Origin of the sequence: Methylobacillus flagellatus KT (assembly GCF_000013705.1) — a bacterium.
GTDB lineage: Bacteria > Pseudomonadota > Gammaproteobacteria > Burkholderiales > Methylophilaceae > Methylobacillus > Methylobacillus flagellatus.
Genome location: NC_007947.1, coordinates 1,156,537 through 1,172,699, shown reverse-complemented (window position 1 = coordinate 1,172,699; position 16,163 = coordinate 1,156,537). Strand labels below are relative to the sequence as shown.

The 16,163-nt window shown below is 55.1% G+C and carries 15 protein-coding genes; 6 read left to right on the top strand and 9 right to left on the bottom strand.

Going from position 1 to position 16,163, the window contains the following annotated elements:
* Positions 1-20 precede the first annotated feature (20 nt).
* The 3 genes from MFLA_RS05760 to MFLA_RS05750 are packed head-to-tail and all read right to left on the bottom strand — an operon-like array spanning position 21 to position 4,303.
* The gene (locus MFLA_RS05760; RefSeq protein WP_011479348.1) at positions 21-1,349 is read right to left on the bottom strand and encodes a surface lipoprotein assembly modifier; all 1,329 of its coding nucleotides are present in this window, start codon (positions 1,347-1,349) and stop codon (positions 21-23) included.
* 21 nt (positions 1,350-1,370) lie between these two features.
* The gene (gene lolA / locus MFLA_RS05755; protein ID WP_011479347.1) at positions 1,371-1,988 is read right to left on the bottom strand and encodes an outer membrane lipoprotein chaperone LolA; all 618 of its coding nucleotides are present in this window, start codon (positions 1,986-1,988) and stop codon (positions 1,371-1,373) included.
* 17 nt (positions 1,989-2,005) lie between these two features.
* Positions 2,006-4,303, bottom strand: coding sequence for a DNA translocase FtsK (locus tag MFLA_RS05750; protein WP_011479346.1), 2,298 nt, complete (start codon positions 4,301-4,303; stop codon positions 2,006-2,008).
* 375 nt (positions 4,304-4,678) lie between these two features.
* On the opposite strand from MFLA_RS05750, the gene MFLA_RS05740 reads away from it, so the two are divergent.
* Both MFLA_RS05740 and MFLA_RS05735 read left to right on the top strand, forming a co-directional pair.
* Positions 4,679-5,407, top strand: coding sequence for a DUF1566 domain-containing protein (locus MFLA_RS05740; protein WP_011479345.1), 729 nt, complete (start codon positions 4,679-4,681; stop codon positions 5,405-5,407).
* Positions 5,408-5,765: 358 nt separating this feature from the next.
* Positions 5,766-6,497, top strand: coding sequence for a DUF1566 domain-containing protein (locus MFLA_RS05735; RefSeq protein WP_011479344.1), 732 nt, complete (start codon positions 5,766-5,768; stop codon positions 6,495-6,497).
* A gap of 182 nt (positions 6,498-6,679) precedes the next feature.
* On the opposite strand, the gene MFLA_RS14470 is transcribed toward MFLA_RS05735, so the two are convergent.
* Positions 6,680-6,883, bottom strand: coding sequence for a hypothetical protein (locus tag MFLA_RS14470; RefSeq protein WP_195742094.1), 204 nt, complete (start codon positions 6,881-6,883; stop codon positions 6,680-6,682).
* A gap of 321 nt (positions 6,884-7,204) precedes the next feature.
* On the opposite strand from MFLA_RS14470, the gene MFLA_RS05725 reads away from it, so the two are divergent.
* From MFLA_RS05725 to MFLA_RS05715, 3 genes are read left to right on the top strand one after another with little or no spacing between them, the layout of a single operon-like run.
* On the top strand, positions 7,205-7,675 hold the full coding sequence (locus tag MFLA_RS05725; protein ID WP_011479342.1) for a Dps family protein: 471 nt from the start codon (positions 7,205-7,207) through the stop codon (positions 7,673-7,675).
* A gap of 58 nt (positions 7,676-7,733) precedes the next feature.
* Positions 7,734-8,684 carry a thioredoxin-disulfide reductase gene (gene trxB / locus MFLA_RS05720; RefSeq protein ID WP_011479341.1) on the top strand — a complete coding sequence of 317 codons (951 nt, stop codon included), beginning with the start codon at positions 7,734-7,736 and terminating at the stop codon, positions 8,682-8,684.
* 48 nt (positions 8,685-8,732) lie between these two features.
* On the top strand, positions 8,733-9,272 hold the full coding sequence (locus MFLA_RS05715) for a Smr/MutS family protein (protein WP_011479340.1): 540 nt from the start codon (positions 8,733-8,735) through the stop codon (positions 9,270-9,272).
* 133 nt (positions 9,273-9,405) lie between these two features.
* On the opposite strand, the gene ispF is transcribed toward MFLA_RS05715, so the two are convergent.
* From ispF to MFLA_RS05695, 4 genes are all read right to left on the bottom strand, one after another.
* Positions 9,406-9,888: a 2-C-methyl-D-erythritol 2,4-cyclodiphosphate synthase gene (gene ispF, locus MFLA_RS05710; protein WP_011479339.1), complete on the bottom strand. Its 483-nt coding sequence runs from the start codon at positions 9,886-9,888 to the stop codon at positions 9,406-9,408.
* Complete coding sequence (gene ispD / locus MFLA_RS05705; RefSeq protein WP_048811870.1) at positions 9,885-10,592, bottom strand: 2-C-methyl-D-erythritol 4-phosphate cytidylyltransferase; 708 nt, start codon at positions 10,590-10,592, stop codon at positions 9,885-9,887. The genes ispF and ispD overlap by 4 nt, the downstream gene beginning before the upstream one ends.
* 130 nt (positions 10,593-10,722) lie before the next feature.
* Positions 10,723-11,112: a YbaN family protein gene (locus MFLA_RS05700; RefSeq protein ID WP_011479337.1), complete on the bottom strand. Its 390-nt coding sequence runs from the start codon at positions 11,110-11,112 to the stop codon at positions 10,723-10,725.
* 120 nt (positions 11,113-11,232) lie between these two features.
* A complete protein-coding gene (locus MFLA_RS05695) occupies positions 11,233-13,401 on the bottom strand; it encodes a putative bifunctional diguanylate cyclase/phosphodiesterase (protein WP_011479336.1) in 2,169 nt (722 codons plus the stop codon).
* A gap of 242 nt (positions 13,402-13,643) precedes the next feature.
* Here MFLA_RS05695 and pap point away from each other — a divergent pair, with 242 nt between their 5' ends.
* Positions 13,644-15,137 (top strand): polyphosphate:AMP phosphotransferase, encoded by a 1,494-nt coding sequence (gene pap / locus MFLA_RS05690; protein WP_011479335.1) that lies wholly within the window; start codon positions 13,644-13,646, stop codon positions 15,135-15,137.
* A gap of 162 nt (positions 15,138-15,299) precedes the next feature.
* On the opposite strand, the gene MFLA_RS05685 is transcribed toward pap, so the two are convergent.
* The gene (locus MFLA_RS05685) at positions 15,300-15,971 is read right to left on the bottom strand and encodes a hypothetical protein (protein WP_011479334.1); all 672 of its coding nucleotides are present in this window, start codon (positions 15,969-15,971) and stop codon (positions 15,300-15,302) included.
* Positions 15,972-16,163 lie beyond the last annotated feature (192 nt).

Sequence of the window (16,163 nt, the reverse complement as noted above, 5' to 3'; positions counted from 1 at the left end):
CGCCTACCAGTTGATTTCGCCTACCAGTTGAACTCACGTCGGACGCTGACCGAGACCATATAACGGTCAAAGCTGTAGAGTTCAACCGTGGAGTCATTACGAATAAAAGTGAATTGCGGCTTGATAATCCAATTGTATCCCGGCAGATACCTTAATCCCACACTGGCATCCAGCTGCTTGTCCTCGCGTGTCGCGAAAAGAAAAGGGAATGTTTCCGGCTCATCATGTCGGCGGTTCTCGTATCCCAATGTTGTGAACGCGACAAGATTCGGCCTGAGAGTCAGCTGGCCCCCGCTGCGCACACCATGGACACGATAGCTGAGGAAGTCCGCATACTCGTTCCTTGCCTGTTCCTTTCCTCCATAGCCACTCACAAACAATAAAGGCGTCAGGTCCCCATCGAAGACATGAGCCCACCCTCCGCCTACAATATATCGGTCAGCATCCCGAATCCTGTTGTCGGGATAGGCCAGGCGCGAAACCTGGGCAAACAGGTTGACTTGATTCTTGGTATCAATGTCGCGCTGCCATTGCATGTTGATGCCGTATGCCCGACGATAAGTCTGGTCATCGAGGCTGAGGCTATTCGCCTGCGCGGCTACGGTATAGGTATCCCGGTGCTGACGATAACTCAGCCCAACATTCGCATCCAGCATTCCCAGATCAAAGGCATCCTGATGCCGATTCAACCGCTGAGACGCATTGATACCGGCAAACAACGCAAACCGTCTTGCCAATGGGGTGCGAAACGAAATGCCTCCAGCAAGATTGGTATAGTTATCGCTCGACTCGCGGGCTTGACGGTCAAGGCCAATATCCACAATCAAGCCGCCCAGCGCAGGGACAGCGACGGTAACAGAACTGGCGGCCGTGGCACTGTTCACATTCGAATCATGACCCACTCCGCCTTCAAGATACGCAGAGAATGCCGTCGTCAACCCCTGGGCCTTGTCGATCGCGCTCATGTAGCGATTGATCACCTGGGTGATCTCTTCAGGCGGTTGCTGGTTGAGCACATTCCTGAACTCAGCGCGGGCAGCTTCTTGCTCGCCCAGAAGAAAATACGCGCGCGCAATCTGCGCCCTGGCATTGCCGTTATACGGCTGGACCGCAAGCACGCGCTCAAGCGCGAACACGCCGCGCGTCACATGACCGCTGTCAATCGCCGCCAGGCCGAATAGCATGTCATATGCAGGGTCGCCGGAATACTCGGACTCCACCGGCTCCAGCAAAGCATAGGCTGCAGCATAGTCACGGCTGGCCATCAAGCGGCCTGCCTTGTCGAGCAAGGCCGTATCATGCGCGCAAGCTAGCCCTTCGCCCATCAACAACAGGATCACTCCCGCCATGCATTGCCTGAGCAGGATCACTTACTCGCCCACCACATCAGCCCCGGCAGGTACGACAAACTGGAAGCTGCTATTGGCGATGGCCGGGTTGCGCTGCAGTTGGCTGAACTGAATGCTGGTGACATGCCCGAAACTATCGTGCAGCTCCATCTTCTGCAATTCGTCGCCCTTGAAGCCCAACAATACCTTGTCGAACCCGCTGTCTTCCGCCTTGGGCACCGCCTGCGCCCACGCCAGGCCATCAGACCGGATGACAGTAGTCAGAGTGAAATTGCGCTCGGCATCCTGCGCACCAGCCAGCAGTGAAGCAGGGCTGGAACCGATTGCCTTGCTCATGGGGCGCACGGTCAGTTGATTGAGATCGGGGTCGTATAGCCAGACCTTCTCGCCATCCCCCACGATCTGCTGCACATAAGGCTTGTTGTAATCCCACCTGAATTTGCCAGGGCGCTGCAATTGCATATGGCCTTCGACCTCCTGCACCTTGTTGCCCTGGGCATCGGTCACGACCTGGCGGAAATGCGCGCGCATGGCGCTAGTGGACTTGAAAAACGCCTTGAGCGACTCTACGCCATCTGCGCGTACGGACCAGGGGACCATCAATGCTACCACCATGGTGGCTACTGCTAAAAACCTCATGCTGTGCCCTTCAATGCTTAATCATGGTTATTCGGCGCAATCACTTCCCGGTTGCCATTGCTCTGCATGGCAGACACCAATCCGGCCCGCTCCATTTCCTCGATCAGGCGCGCGGCACGGTTGTAGCCGATGCGCAGCTGGCGCTGGACGGATGAAATGGACGCGCGACGCGACTTGAGCACGATGGCAACAGCCTCGTCGTAGAGCGGATCGGCCTCGCCACCGCTCTCGCCAAGTTCCCCGGCCTCGCCGCCATCCTCGCTGCCCCCCGTGAGAATACCCTCGATATAGTTCGGCTCACCCTGCTGCTTGAGGTACTCCACTACGCGGTGTACTTCCTGGTCTGATACAAATGCACCATGCACACGCTGCGGATCGCTGGTACCAGGAGGCTGGTAGAGCATGTCGCCCTGGCCCAGCAGCGCTTCCGCGCCCATCTGGTCGAGGATGGTGCGCGAATCTATCTTGCTCGACACCTGAAATGCCACGCGCGTCGGGATATTGGCCTTGATCAGGCCGGTGATGACGTCCACCGAAGGGCGCTGGGTCGCCACCACGAGGTGGATACCGCAGGCACGGGCCTTCTGTGCGAGACGCGCGATCGGTTCTTCCACCTTCTTGCCGACCACCATCATGAGGTCGGCCAACTCATCGATCACCACGACGATCAACGGCAGCTCTTCCAGCGGCTCGGGTTCATCCGGCGTCAGGCTGAATGGGTGCGGAATCGACTTGCCTTCCTTTTCCGCGTCACGGATTTTCTGGTTGTAGCCAGCCAGGTTGCGCACGCCCAGCATGGACATCAGCTTATAGCGCCGTTCCATTTCCGCCACGCTCCAGTTGAGCGCATTGCCCGCCTGGCGCATATCGGTAATCACCGGGGCAAGCAAATGTGGAATCGCGTCGTACACAGACAGTTCCAGCATTTTGGGATCGATCAGAATCAGGCGTACCTTGCTCGGTTCCGCCTTGTAAATCAGGCTCAGGATCATGGCGTTGATCGCCACCGACTTGCCCGATCCGGTAGTGCCCGCGACCAGCACGTGAGGCATCTTGGCAAGGTCGGCCACCACGGGCTTGCCGGAAATATCCTTGCCCATGGCAATCGCCAGTGGCGAACTCACTTCGGCATACACCTGCGAACCGAGAATCTCGGATAGGTAAACAATCTGGCGTTTGGGGTTGGGGATTTCCAGTCCCATGTAGGTTTTGCCCGGAATAGTCTCCACCACGCGTACACTGACCACGGACAATGCCCGTGCCAAGTCCTTGGAGAGATTGGCGACTTGGCTGCCCTTAACCCCTGCCGCCGGCTCGATTTCATATCGCGTGATGACTGGCCCTGGCAATGCGGTGACCACCTTGACCTCAATGCCGAAGTCCATGAGCTTGCGTTCAATCAGACGGGAGGTAAATTCCAGCGTCTCGGCAGACTGAACTTCCACCACGCCGCTGGGCTCGTCCAGCAAGTGCAGGGGCGGCAAAGGCGAATCCGGCAAGGCTTCGAATAATGGCGTCTGCTTCTCGCGCTGCACGCGCTCGCTTTTCACGATCTCGAAGGTGGGTGGCAACTCGATCTGCACGGGCTGGCGATCCTCGGTACGCTTGCGCTCATTGTCCACGAATTCGTTGCGCTGCTGCTCGGCGGCCTTGCCTGCCTTCCTGTCCTGGTAGTCCTGCCAACGTTCAATCATGTAGTGATAGGCCGACTCCAATCCAGCGCCGACTTTTTCCGCGATCGATATCCAAGACCAGCCGGTGAACAGGCTGAAACCTACAGCCAGCAATAACAGCAATACCAATGTAGAGCCTGCGAACCCCAGCATTGCCTGCAGGCCGGCATCCACCAAGGATCCCAACATGCCGCCTGCCGCCATGGGCAACTCCACATCCAAGGTATGAAAATGCCCTGCCTCCAATGCTGCTGAGGACAAAAGTAGCATCAGGAACCCCGTCAGATTCAGCCAGATCAAGGGTTTGCGCTCGGCCTCATCCACTTCCAGGCGCAAGTAGACCAGCCACATGGCATAAAACGCCAGCACCACCCACCACCAGGCAGAAAAACCAAACAGGTAAAGCAGGATGTCGGACAACCAGGCGCCCAGCGCACCTCCTGCATTTCGCGTCAGATCACTGTCGCTTGTGCTATGCGACCAGGCAGGGTCGGCACTGTGGTAAGTCAATAGAATCAGCGCGAGATACAGGCCGACGACGACCAGGACAAGCCACCATGCCTCCTTGACAATACCAGGCGTGGCTTGGGGCTCAGCTTGACGGCGGCTGTTGAGCGGTGTGTTTTTTTTCTGGAAAAACAAGATGATTCAGGATCCGGCGACGAAATTTAAGCTGCCCTGATTATACAGTATCAAGCCGATTCCGAACCGGTGCCTGATCGTAAACCATGCAGGGAATATAAAACCATCAATGGTCAGGGCTGGCATCTTCTGGGCGAACCATCATGGCCGCTCCAGTGATACCTCGGGGCCGGGCATCTTGACGCCCATCAGGGCAGCATAATCCCTTGACGCTATGCTGAAGCTCATCAGACTAGGTCCCCATTCAAACTCCTGAAACCCCCAGTCTTCACAATCCATCCCAGTACTACCTTTGCAGTGCTGCAGTTCGACAATGTCGCAGTTCGCATTTCTAGTATTGTTTGCTGATTTTTTAACCTTAAAAGGAATTATCACATGTATTTCAAACCCGCTTTGTTGGCCAGCGCCCTGCTGTTTGCCAGCATCAACGCTCAAGCCGAGTTGACCAGCTACAACCCCAATGGTGCAGAACTCGTCTATAGCTCGATCAGCAATGTCACCTGGACCAAGGATGCCAACCTGCTCAAGTCCATGTATGACGCGGACAACACGCTCATCGACAAGATCATTGCGGTGACTCCTACATTCAATGACGTGACTTGGGGCCTACAAACTCTCAGCGCAAATAACTTCGACACTTCCAACGGCACTGCCGATTGGTGGGGTGCGTTGGCGTTTGTCGACTACCTGAACGACATCAGCTACGGCGGCAGCAACCAATGGCGCCTGCCCTCAGTTTCCGGCCGCCTACAAGGATATAATCTTCCCGGCAATGGCGCTGCCGCCGGCGATGAGTTCCCTGAGTTGTTCTATCAGGAACTGGGCGCAACCGCTGGTACATCTATTCCAGACACAGCCTACTTTGATAACGAGCAGACTGGCACTTACTGGACTGAAACACTGTACCCCGCCAACAATGCCCACGCATGGAACTTCAACACCAACAATGGCTACCAGGCAACCAACATCCGCGGCCTTGATCGCTATGTATGGGCTGTCACGCCTGGCATGGTAGCTGCAGTCCCTGAAGCCAACACCACTGCCATGTTGTTGGCTGGCCTCGGCATTCTCGGCGCAGTGATGCGTCGTCGTCGCGCCAAGTAATCCATCAGCTGGATTCATCCAGTGAAATTCGGGCGTCAGCGGCTCTGCCGGTGGCGCCCTTTTCATTTGGTGCCATATCTATTGTTGCTGGTACTCCCGCGCCCCCAAGGCGGTGTTGAGTCGGCTCCTGATCGCGGAAAGTAGGTGTAGCAACGGCCGTGATGTCAGGCGCTAGAAATATCACCATGCCATCATGGCAAGCCCCATCTCAATTAGTTACCTCATTCAAACTGTTGCAACCTCATCAATTGAAACTCCATGCAGTACCACCTTGCAGCGCTGTCATGAATCAGCGCTGTAGCTTGACTTTTAGTATTGCTTGATCATTTTTCACCATTCTGCATAAAGGAGCTATTTCATGTACTTCAAGCCTGCTTTACTGGCCAGCGCCCTGTTGTTTGCCAGCATCAACGTCCACGCTGAACTCACCAGCTACAATCCCAACGGTGTAGAGCTTGTATATAGCTCGGTCAGCGATGTCACCTGGACCAAGGATGCCAACCTGTTCAAAACCCTGTATGACGCAGACAACACGCTCATCGACAAGATCATTGCAGTGACTCCTACCTTCAATGACCCACATTTTGGTCTGCAAACCATAGACGCCAGCGACTTCAACACCAGCAATGGCCGAGTTAGCTGGTGGGGCGGGTTTGCCTTTGTCGATTATCTGAACAGCGTCAATTATGGTGGTAGCGACCAATGGCGTCTGCCCACGGTCGTCAATGCACAAGCTGGCTACAACACTCCGACAAATGGTACTGCCGCTGGGGATGAACTACCGGAACTGTTCTACCAGGAACTGGGGGGTATACAAGGCAAAGCTATTCCCGACACCGACATGTTTGACAATGAGCAGAGTTGGACTTACTGGACTGGCACAGAGCACGCATCGCTCGATACATTTGCGTGGGCCTTCTATACCAGCATTGGTAATCAGTACTTCTTCAGCAGGAACAACTTTCAGTTCCATGTATGGGCTGTCACTCCCGGACTGGTAGCCGCAGTGCCAGAAGCCAGTACCTATGCTATGTTGCTGGCCGGCTTGGGTGTGCTGGGTGCAGTCGCGCGCCGTCGTCGCGCTCTGTAATCAACTGACTGGCTTCATCCAGCAAGGTTGGGGCGTCAGCGGCAATGCTGCTGACGCCCTTGATATATTTTGGTGTGCACATCATTGCCATTGCGCGTTCCGCAACAAGAAAGCTTATATGGCAATTAGTAATAATGGCCGGAGCCAACCCCAGCCACTTTTACAAGCGCGACAGCACCATGTCAGACGCAATCGCAAAATGCATCGATATTCCTGACCAATGCACTCTGGTTGCCCGCGCGACTGATGCGATCGAATGCTGCTTCTTTTTCAGCAACATTTTCAGCGGGAATATATTGAGAATGATGGAGACGAGGAGCCAATTTCCCAGATTGCAGCACCTGGCTTGCCTGGCTTGAAGATGAGCGTACTTCCGATACCAACATACTTCACTTCCTTTTCCTTTTGGGAGTTTAATCGACACGGCAGGAATTGTGTTCCTGTCGAGCGCTTGGATATCAATCATCGAAGATAGTTCCTGCATTGCCAGACTGCGCATATCTCTCGACTCAATGCATGCGAATCATTAACCCAGACTATCAGCCAAATAAACACAATCAATTTGCACTCCCCTGGAGCGACGCCTAAACTAGCGAAACTAAGCAGTGGCTTGATGGTCTGGTAACAGGCAAGCTTAAGCTCATCCGCGCAGATTCCCCATGGGCCTGATCGTGGATTGTATTTCACCGCAAACAAAGGAGAACAACATGGTAGATATCGGCATCAGTGAAAAGGACCGCAAGAAAATCGCTGAAGGGCTTTCGCGCTTCCTTGCAGACACTTATACGTTGTATCTCAAGACCCATTACTTCCACTGGAATGTGACCGGCCCGCAATTCCGCACCCTGCACCTGATGTTCGAAGAGCAATACAACGAGCTGTGGACTGCAGTTGACCAGATTGCAGAACGTATTCGCTCACTCGACTTTCCTGCGCCAGGCACCTATAAGGAGTTCAGCAAGCTCACCTCCATTGAGGAAACTGACGGTGTTCCCCATGCCCAGGACATGATCAAGGCACTGGTCTCTGGCCATGAAGCTGTCGTACGCACTGCGCGCTCGGTATTCCCCGCAGCAGAAAAAGCTTCCGATGAAGCGACTGCGGACCTGCTGACGCAACGCCTGCAGATCCATGAAAAAACGGCTTGGATGTTGCGCAGCCTGCTGGAAAAGCCCTAACATTTCGCCCTTTTGAATATTGCACATTTAGACAGACTGCTTGAGGAGTACTCACCGTATGGCAACAAAACATGCTCGCTTGCTGATCCTGGGTTCCGGCCCGGCAGGCTATACTGCTGCCGTGTACGCAGCGCGCGCCAACCTGAAGCCCGTGCTGATTACTGGTATCGCCCAGGGGGGCCAGCTCATGACCACGACTGAGGTGGACAACTGGCCCGCCGACGCCGATGGCGTACTGGGCCCGGAGTTGATGGCACGCTTCCAGAAGCATGCAGAGCGCTTCAACACGGAAATCATCTTTGACCACATTCATACCACGCACTTGACAGAAAAGCCGATCCGATTGGTCGGTGACGCCGGTGAATACACATGTGATGCCTTAATCATTGCGACCGGCGCTTCTGCCAAATATCTCGGGCTGCCGTCTGAAGAGGCTTTCGCTGGCAAGGGCGTTTCTGCCTGCGCCACCTGCGATGGCTTCTTCTATCGCAACCAGGAAGTCGCCGTGATCGGGGGCGGCAACACCGCCGTGGAAGAAGCACTGTATCTGGCCAACATCGCCAGCAAGGTGACCCTGGTGCATCGGCGTGACAAGTTCAAGGCCGAGGCTATCCTCGTGGACAAACTCATGGAGCGCGTCAAGGAAGGCCGCATTGTGCTGGAAACCTTCCAGACCCTGGATGAAGTCTTGGGCGATGATTCCGGCGTCACCGGCATCCGGCTTAAAGACGTCAACAGCGGCGCCACCAAGGAAATCGCACTCAAGGGCGTATTCATCGCCATTGGCCACAAACCAAACACCGATATCTTTGAGGGTCAGCTGGAAATGGAAGGCGGCTACATCGTCACCAAGGCCGGGCGTGAAGGCAACTTCACAGCCACCAGCGTACCGGGGGTTTTCGCCGCTGGCGATGTACAGGACCATATCTACCGCCAGGCGGTGACCAGTGCCGGCACAGGCTGCATGGCAGCACTGGATGCCGAGCGCTACCTAGACCAATTGTCTTGAGCGTTCCCGCAGGATTTTCTGCGGGTTTCTTTCTGGGGTGGGCAATACATGACAAATCAAGGCGACAAGGATGACGAAATCAAACTGTTCCTTGATGCAGTCAAGGATGTACGCCCGCTCAGGTCAGCCAGGGTATACCATCAGGCACCCACTCCCAAGCCAATTCCCCGCCAGTTCCTGCGTGATGAGCGCCAGGCGCTGGCGGACTCATTGAGCGATGGTTACATTCCTGCACATGAACTCGAAAGCGGCGAGGAGCTGCTTTATCTGCGAGAAGGACATTCTCCTGACATCCTAAGCAAATTACGCCGTGGGCACTGGGTGGTGCAGGCTGCCATCGATCTGCATGGCATGGTCAGTGACGAAGCAAGGGTGTATGTTGCCGAGTTTCTCTCACACTGCAGGAAGCGCGGCATCCGCTGCGTCCGCATCATCCACGGCAAAGGCTTGAGTTCGCGTAACCGTGAACCAGTTCTCAAGCACAAATTACGCAATTGGCTCATGCAGAAAGATGAAGTCATTGCCTATGCCCAGGCCCGCCAGCAGGATGGCGGCAGTGGCGCCGTCATCGTCCTGCTCAAGGCATGACGACTCATCAAGAGGTGAATTGCACTTGCCCTGCCGGCACTGAGCCTGCGACATCACATTGAGTGCCTGAGTTTCAGAAACTGCGCCTGGTCACGCAATCGTGCGCAGCGATATGGCATCAGTACGGTAAACCCTAAATCTGGTACTTCTGTATCAGGCAAACGGCCTGTGCCGCAATGCCCTCTCCACGCCCGACAAACCCCATCTTTTCACTGGTGGTGGCTTTGACGTTCACGCAATCAGCCAGGATGTCGCAATCCTCCGCAATATGCTGCACCATGCGTGCAATGTGCGGTGCCATCTTCGGTGCCTCCGCGATAATGGTCGCGTCGATATTCACGATGTTGTAATGCTTGGCCTTGAGCAAGGCCACGACATGGCGCAGCAATACCCGGGAGTCCGCATCCTTGAAGCGTTCGTCGGTATCGGGAAAGTGCTTGCCAATATCCCCCAGCGCCGCAGCCCCCAGCAAGGCGTCACTGACGGCGTGCAGCAAGACATCCGCGTCTGAATGCCCCTTGAGGCCCTTGGCAAAGGGGATCTCCACCCCACCGATGATGCATGGCCGCCCTTCCACCAATTGGTGCACGTCAAACCCGTTTCCCACTCTGATCATGATGTTTTCTGCTCCTTGGCATCTGCAAGCAGAATCGCTTCTGCCAGTTGTAAATCCTGCGGATAGGTAATCTTGAGGTTCCTGAGTTCGCCGGGTACCAGACGGGGACTGAAGCCCAGGGCCTCCACTGCCTGCGCTTCATCCGTAGGCGCCCCGCTTGCCTGGCGCAGTGCATTCTTCAATAGGGCATAACGGAACATCTGCGGCGTCTGCGCCTGCCATAAACCCTCTCTGGATTCTGTATGGGCGACACGCTGCCCGGCATCTGCACGCTTGAGTGTATCGGCCAATGGAATTGCCAGCAGGCCGCCTACCGCATCGTCCTGCACACTATCCAGCAAACGATCCAGCATGGCCATGCTCAATCCCGGCCGGGCCGCATCATGGACTAATATCCAGTCGTCATCCGCCACTTGGTGCACCATCGCCTCCAGTCCATTCAGGACAGTAGTGGCACGGGTTGCGCCGCCCAGCGCATGAACGACCACTTTTGCGTCCAGACCCGTCGCACCGTATTGTGCCCACAGATGGTCATCCGGTGCGATCACAACATGCACGGCGCTGATGCGGGGAGCCGCAGCAAAAAGGGATAAGGCATGAAAGATGAGTGGCTTGCCGTTCAGCGGCAGATATTGTTTGGGTAGCTTGGACCCCATGCGGCTGCCGGTGCCGGCTGCAGGGATCAGGGCATGAAATTTCGACATGGGCGGCATTCTAACATGCCGTCGCCAGCACGGCCCGGCTCAAGGAAGCCAGCCTCTTCCAGAAATGCTACTGGGCAGGCGCCTTGCATATTGAGTACAAACAGCAAGCAGTACACTCCACGGGGCGGGTTCAGTCCCTCCTGCCGCAAGACTCAGGCTCTGGGCGCAACAGTAGCCAGATAGCCACGGTCGCCATGGTCAGGGTCACGCCCCATTTTGCCCATAGCGGTGCTGGAGAGAACCAGAGACCGGTTGCGCTGCACGACATCATGAACACTGCAAGATATTTTGCCTTGCGCGACACGGCACCGCGCTCGCGCCAATCGCGAATGTGATGACCGTATTGGGGATGGTTGAGCAGATAATGCTCCAGTTGAGGCCAGCCATGGCCACCTGCCCATGCAGCGAGCAGCACGAACGGCACCGTCGGCATGATGGGCAGAAAAGCCCCTATCACGCCGAGAATGAGCGCCACGATCGCCAGCATGCGCCACAATAAAATCTTGGTTTGCCTAAGCATACGATACCTGACGTAAACAACGCTTGAAGATACCACGCTTACCGCCCATACGCCCAGAGGCAAGTGCTAATGTCTTTTCACCTAGGCCAAACCACGCGGGTATTGGGCTTGCTAGTCAAATCAACTTATCAAACCAGATGCCTGGGTCTCTTCATCCATGGGAACCGGCTTGCCGAAAAAATAGCCTTGAAATGCCTGGCACCCATGTTGCTCGAGAAAGTCGAACTGTTCAGAGGATTCTATGCCCTCTGCCACCACCGTCAGGTTCAGAATGCCCGCCAGGGCCAGGATGGTGCGAACAATCGCGGCATCATTGGGATCATCAATCACATCGCGCACAAATGAACGGTCAATCTTTAGCTGGTCTAGAGGCAACAGCTTTAAGACACTGAGCGAAGAATAGCCGGTGCCAAAATCATCCATGGAAAAATGTACGCCGATATCCTGCAATGCCCTCATTTTTTCTATCGTCTGCACAATATCCGTATGGAACATGCTCTCGGTCAGCTCCAGCCATAGCCGCTTGGGATCAGCCCCCGACTGTCTGATGGCATCGTGAACCTTACCCACAAAATCCATATCCCTGAATTGCTTCGCACTGACATTGACCGACAACGTCCACTGCGATTTGACAGCATCCTCGCTCCACACATTCAGCTGTTTGCAGGCCATTGACAGCACCCATTGACCGATTTCCTGGATGAGGCCGGTTTGCTCGGCCACAGGAATAAACTGGCCAGGCAGGACCATGCCACGGACAGGGTGGATCCAGCGGATCAGTGCCTCATGGCCGATGACCTTGCCATCCCGGTTGACTACCGGCTGAAAATACAGCCTGAACTCGTCCCGCTGCAATGCCTGGCGCAGGTCTGCCAGCAAAGAGGCATATTCCAGCACTTCGGCCTGCAGCGAGGGGTCGAACATGGAGATCCGGTTTTTACCCTGCGCCTTGGCGCGGTAAAGCGCCATGTCCGCATGCTTGAATAGCTCAGTCTTGGGTTTTGCCTTGTCGGAGAACATCACGATGCCTACACTGGTGGATGTATGCAGCACAATGCGATTGAAAATATAGGGGGTACTCAGTGCATTGCGTAGTTTCTCGGCAACGTTGTATGCTTGCGCTGTCGCTTTTGCAGGATCCTCGTCCAGGTCAGCCAGCAAAATGATGAACTCATCTCCGCCCGCCCGGGCAACCGTATCCACCTGGCGAATGTTTTCCCGCAACCTTTGACCGACCTGCTTGAGCAATCTATCCCCTTGCTCATGACCATGCGTATCGTTGATTTCCTTGAAATTGTCCAGATCGAGGAACATGACGGCCCCGTGTCGATGCGACCTGACGCATGCCTCCCTGATCATCTGCAGCCGTTCCACCATCAGCCTGCGATTCGGCAAACCAGTCAGGTCGTCATAAAGCGCCATGCGCTGAACGCTCTGCTCGAGTATTTTCCTCTGGGTAATGTCTGCGCGAATTGCAATGTATTGCACGGGCACGCCATCCTCGCCCAGAAACGGGACTATGGTGGTATGCACCCAGTACAAAGTGCCATCTTTCGCGCGATTGCACACCTCTCCATTCCAGACCTGACCAGAGGACACGGTGCGCCACAGGTGCTGAAAGAACTCTTTGGGGTGGTGTCCGGAATTGACTATCCTGTGCGTGCTGCCTACCAGCTCTTCACGGCCATATTGGGAAATGGAGCAGAATTTATCATTGACCCTGGTGATCACCCCACGCGCATCAGTGACGGCAACAATGGCATGCGCATCCAGTGCAATCTTGAGCTCATCATGCTCCTTGATCAAAGCCATGAGTTTCTGGCTCATGAGCTCTTGCTCCGTGCAGTCCGTCACCAGCACCAGTACACCCGTCGTGCTGCCATGGGGCATATCGGTCATCCCACGTCGCGATATAATCAGGGCATTTTTATACAATATCTCATCATTGGCACCGCGCACGGCAAAATGAATATTAGCCTGCTTCCCGCTCAATGCCTGCCTCATGGCCGGCTCAAGATGACGCAACCAATCCTCGGGCATCATCGATGCCAACCTGGCGCCCGCCCACTGCTCGGGCGTTCTCCCGAAATCATCGCAAAATGACAGATTGACAAACTGACAGCAAAACTCGACATCGAAGCAGATAGCACAGAGTGGAAGATTATCGAGAATGGTGCGCAACTGGACATCCTGCTTGCGCAAGGCCGTTTCTACTTGTACCAGGCGCTCCTGCAATGCTTCGGCATCAGACTCGACAATCGGCATCTCTAGCAGCTTATCGATTTGCATAGATATATCCTTTTCATTCACTTGCCTGCAACACTCACCATTGCAAATCTGCAGTTATTTTTGCATCAAAAAATGATTAGGAACCTAAATGTTAAGGGGAGGCATCCGTGGCTGCAAGCGATATTCTTAATCTAATTATCGGTAGTAAAGCATTTTTGTTGAGTAGAAAACTTACGTTTTGACACTCACAGAGAATATATGCACCATGAACCTTATGCAATTAGCGGAAAGTGTGCGTATTCATGTTTGAATCTGCAGAGCTCGGTCACAGCATTGACGATGACTGTTACAAAAAAGAGGTACCAGCCTTACGCGAAGCGCTGCTTGACGTCCAGTTCGACCTGGCAGAATCCAAGGCCTTCCCTGTCTTGATCCTGATCGGTGGCGTCGATGGTGCAGGCAAGGGCGAAACCGCCAATCTGCTCAACGAATGGATGGATCCGCGCCTGATCCACACCTGTGCATTTGGGCCGGCAACGGAAGACGAAGCTGAACGGCCGCCCATGTGGCGCTTCTGGCGCGAATTACCCCCCAAAGGCAAGATCGGTATTTTCTTCGGCTCGTGGTATACCGCGCCCATTGTAGAAAACCTGAAAAACGGCAAGCTGTATAAGAAGCTTGACAGCCATATTAACGATATTGTGCGCTTCGAGCGCATGCTCACGGATGAAGGGGCGCTCGTCATCAAGCTCTGGTTCCATCTTTCAAAAAAACAGCAGAAAACCCGCATTGCCGAACTGGAAGCCAATCCCAAAACGCGCTGGCGCGTCACGGAACAGGACAAGCAACATCTCAAGCACTATGACGAATTCCGCACTCTTACCGGCCGCATCCTGCGCGAGACCAGTACTGCCAACGCACCCTGGCTCGTCATCGAAGGATTCGATCCCAATTACCGCAGCCTGACCACGGGAAAATATTTGCTGGAGGCCATACGCAACCGCCTTGACAGCAAAGTACCGCCACCCCGTAAGGCAGCGGCGCCGGCCCTGACACTGATGGCAGCAGACGGCCTCAACGTCCTGAACGCCCTCGACCTTGGCAAATCGCTGGACAAAAATGAATACGAAGAGCAACTGGAGGAATACCAGGGAAAGCTCAACCTGCTGACTCGCCACAAGAAATTCAAGGAGCTTTCCGTGATCATGGCCTTTGAAGGCGTTGACGCCGCCGGCAAAGGCGGGGCCATTCGCCGCGTCACCCGGGCCATGGATGCCCGCACCTACAGCGTCGTCCCGATCTCAGCCCCTTCCGACGAAGAAAGCGCCCAACCCTACCTCTGGCGTTTCTGGCGGCAATTGCCCCGCCGCGGACGCGTTACGATTTTTGACCGCACCTGGTATGGCCGCGTGCTGGTGGAACGGGTGGAAGGCTTTTGCAGCACGCAGGACTGGATGCGTGCCTATGCGGAAATCAATGATTTCGAGGAGCAGCTGGTCAATCATGACATCGTGCTCGTCAAATTCTGGCTGCATATCGACAAGGATGAGCAATTAGCCCGCTTCAAGACAAGGGAAAATACCGCGTTCAAGCGCTACAAGATCACCGATGAGGATTGGCGCAACCGCGAAAAATGGGATGATTACCAGCGGGCCGTCTGCGACATGATAGACCGTACCAGCACAGAGCAGACGCCTTGGACACTGGTCGAATCCAATGACAAGAAATATGCCCGCATCAAGATACTCAAGACCATCTGCGATCAACTGGAACACAAGCTCAATTCACTGAAATAGCACAGGGTATCCCCAACATCCGCTTGCCTGAATAATGCGGATTGGATCTATTTCCATGGCCTGAAATCAGATGGGCATTCTGGATAGGTAGAACACCAATCAGCTCACCATCACTACACGGAGCAGTGAAGCCAGCAACGCAGCCTTAGTCTTGCATTACGCTCAGGCAAGATTGTCGCCTCGCTCTATCTGGATATGGCTCACGGCATCAGGGTCGCCGATCCAGAAATAATAGAACTCGCGCACGACGGCGAGAAACAAGCGCTGCGTCGGCTTCATCGTGAAAAGTCCAACCGTGGCATCCACCGCCTGGCGATACACTTTATGGTCACGCTCGGGAACATCCCTAAGCTTGAGCAGCAGCAACTTGACCAGTCGCAGACGGGTATCGACCAATGCCTGGCTCGCGCCTTCCTGGCGCAATGCATGACCGTATGCCTTGAGAGGCCAGGTTTCTGCCACGCCGAATTTCTCACTATCCAGCCGCTGCCAGAGCGCCTTGAGGTCGTGTTCCAGCGGTTGCCACTTGGTCGGGTTGAGCTCGAACTCATGCCCTGCATTCAATGCGGCAATCGTCTTGATGTCATGATTCCAGAAATGGTAGTACTCGCGCACCACAGAGAGAAAAAACGGCCACTGTTCCCGCTCGACCTCGGTCAATAGGTGCTCGACGGCTTCGCGGTAGATCAGGCCGTCCGCAGGTTGCCCGGCGATGGCTGGCACCAACGCGAGCAGCCACTGTTCCCGCTGCCTTAACCCCTCATGATCGACCCCTTTGTTCTTGAGCAGCTTGAGATAGGCATTCATGGCCTCGCGTTCTCGGTTATCATTCATGGACTTAGTACGGCTCGCTTGCGGTCAATTCAGAAAGCAGTCCCCCACGGAAACTGCGATGGCAGTGTAAGCATATTAGCGGCATCCGCCAAATTAAATTTAGGTAGCTCCAATGCAGGAAAATCTGACTGCATACGAGAGCCCCATGCTGTAGGCGTGGCCGACTAGCGCGCAATGGCGCGGCACAGTCGC

What these genes read in the sequence shown, in the direction of transcription:
- MFLA_RS05695 (WP_011479336.1), bottom strand. Translation starts at nt 13,401, where the DNA reads ATGCAAATCGATAAGCTGCTAGAGATGCCGATTGTCGAGTCTGATGCC.
- ispF (WP_011479339.1), bottom strand. Translation starts at nt 9,888, where the DNA reads ATGATCAGAGTGGGAAACGGGTTTGACGTGCACCAATTGGTGGAAGGG.
- MFLA_RS05700 (WP_011479337.1), bottom strand. Translation starts at nt 11,112, where the DNA reads ATGCTTAGGCAAACCAAGATTTTATTGTGGCGCATGCTGGCGATCGTG.
- lolA (WP_011479347.1), bottom strand. Translation starts at nt 1,988, where the DNA reads ATGAGGTTTTTAGCAGTAGCCACCATGGTGGTAGCATTGATGGTCCCC.
- MFLA_RS14470 (WP_195742094.1), bottom strand. Translation starts at nt 6,883, where the DNA reads ATGTTGGTATCGGAAGTACGCTCATCTTCAAGCCAGGCAAGCCAGGTG.
- MFLA_RS05715 (WP_011479340.1), top strand. Translation starts at nt 8,733, where the DNA reads ATGACAAATCAAGGCGACAAGGATGACGAAATCAAACTGTTCCTTGAT.
- pap (WP_011479335.1), top strand. Translation starts at nt 13,644, where the DNA reads ATGTTTGAATCTGCAGAGCTCGGTCACAGCATTGACGATGACTGTTAC.
- ispD (WP_048811870.1), bottom strand. Translation starts at nt 10,592, where the DNA reads ATGTCGAAATTTCATGCCCTGATCCCTGCAGCCGGCACCGGCAGCCGC.
- trxB (WP_011479341.1), top strand. Translation starts at nt 7,734, where the DNA reads ATGGCAACAAAACATGCTCGCTTGCTGATCCTGGGTTCCGGCCCGGCA.
- MFLA_RS05740 (WP_011479345.1), top strand. Translation starts at nt 4,679, where the DNA reads ATGTATTTCAAACCCGCTTTGTTGGCCAGCGCCCTGCTGTTTGCCAGC.
- MFLA_RS05735 (WP_011479344.1), top strand. Translation starts at nt 5,766, where the DNA reads ATGTACTTCAAGCCTGCTTTACTGGCCAGCGCCCTGTTGTTTGCCAGC.
- MFLA_RS05760 (WP_011479348.1), bottom strand. Translation starts at nt 1,349, where the DNA reads ATGGCGGGAGTGATCCTGTTGTTGATGGGCGAAGGGCTAGCTTGCGCG.
- MFLA_RS05685 (WP_011479334.1), bottom strand. Translation starts at nt 15,971, where the DNA reads ATGAATGATAACCGAGAACGCGAGGCCATGAATGCCTATCTCAAGCTG.
- MFLA_RS05725 (WP_011479342.1), top strand. Translation starts at nt 7,205, where the DNA reads ATGGTAGATATCGGCATCAGTGAAAAGGACCGCAAGAAAATCGCTGAA.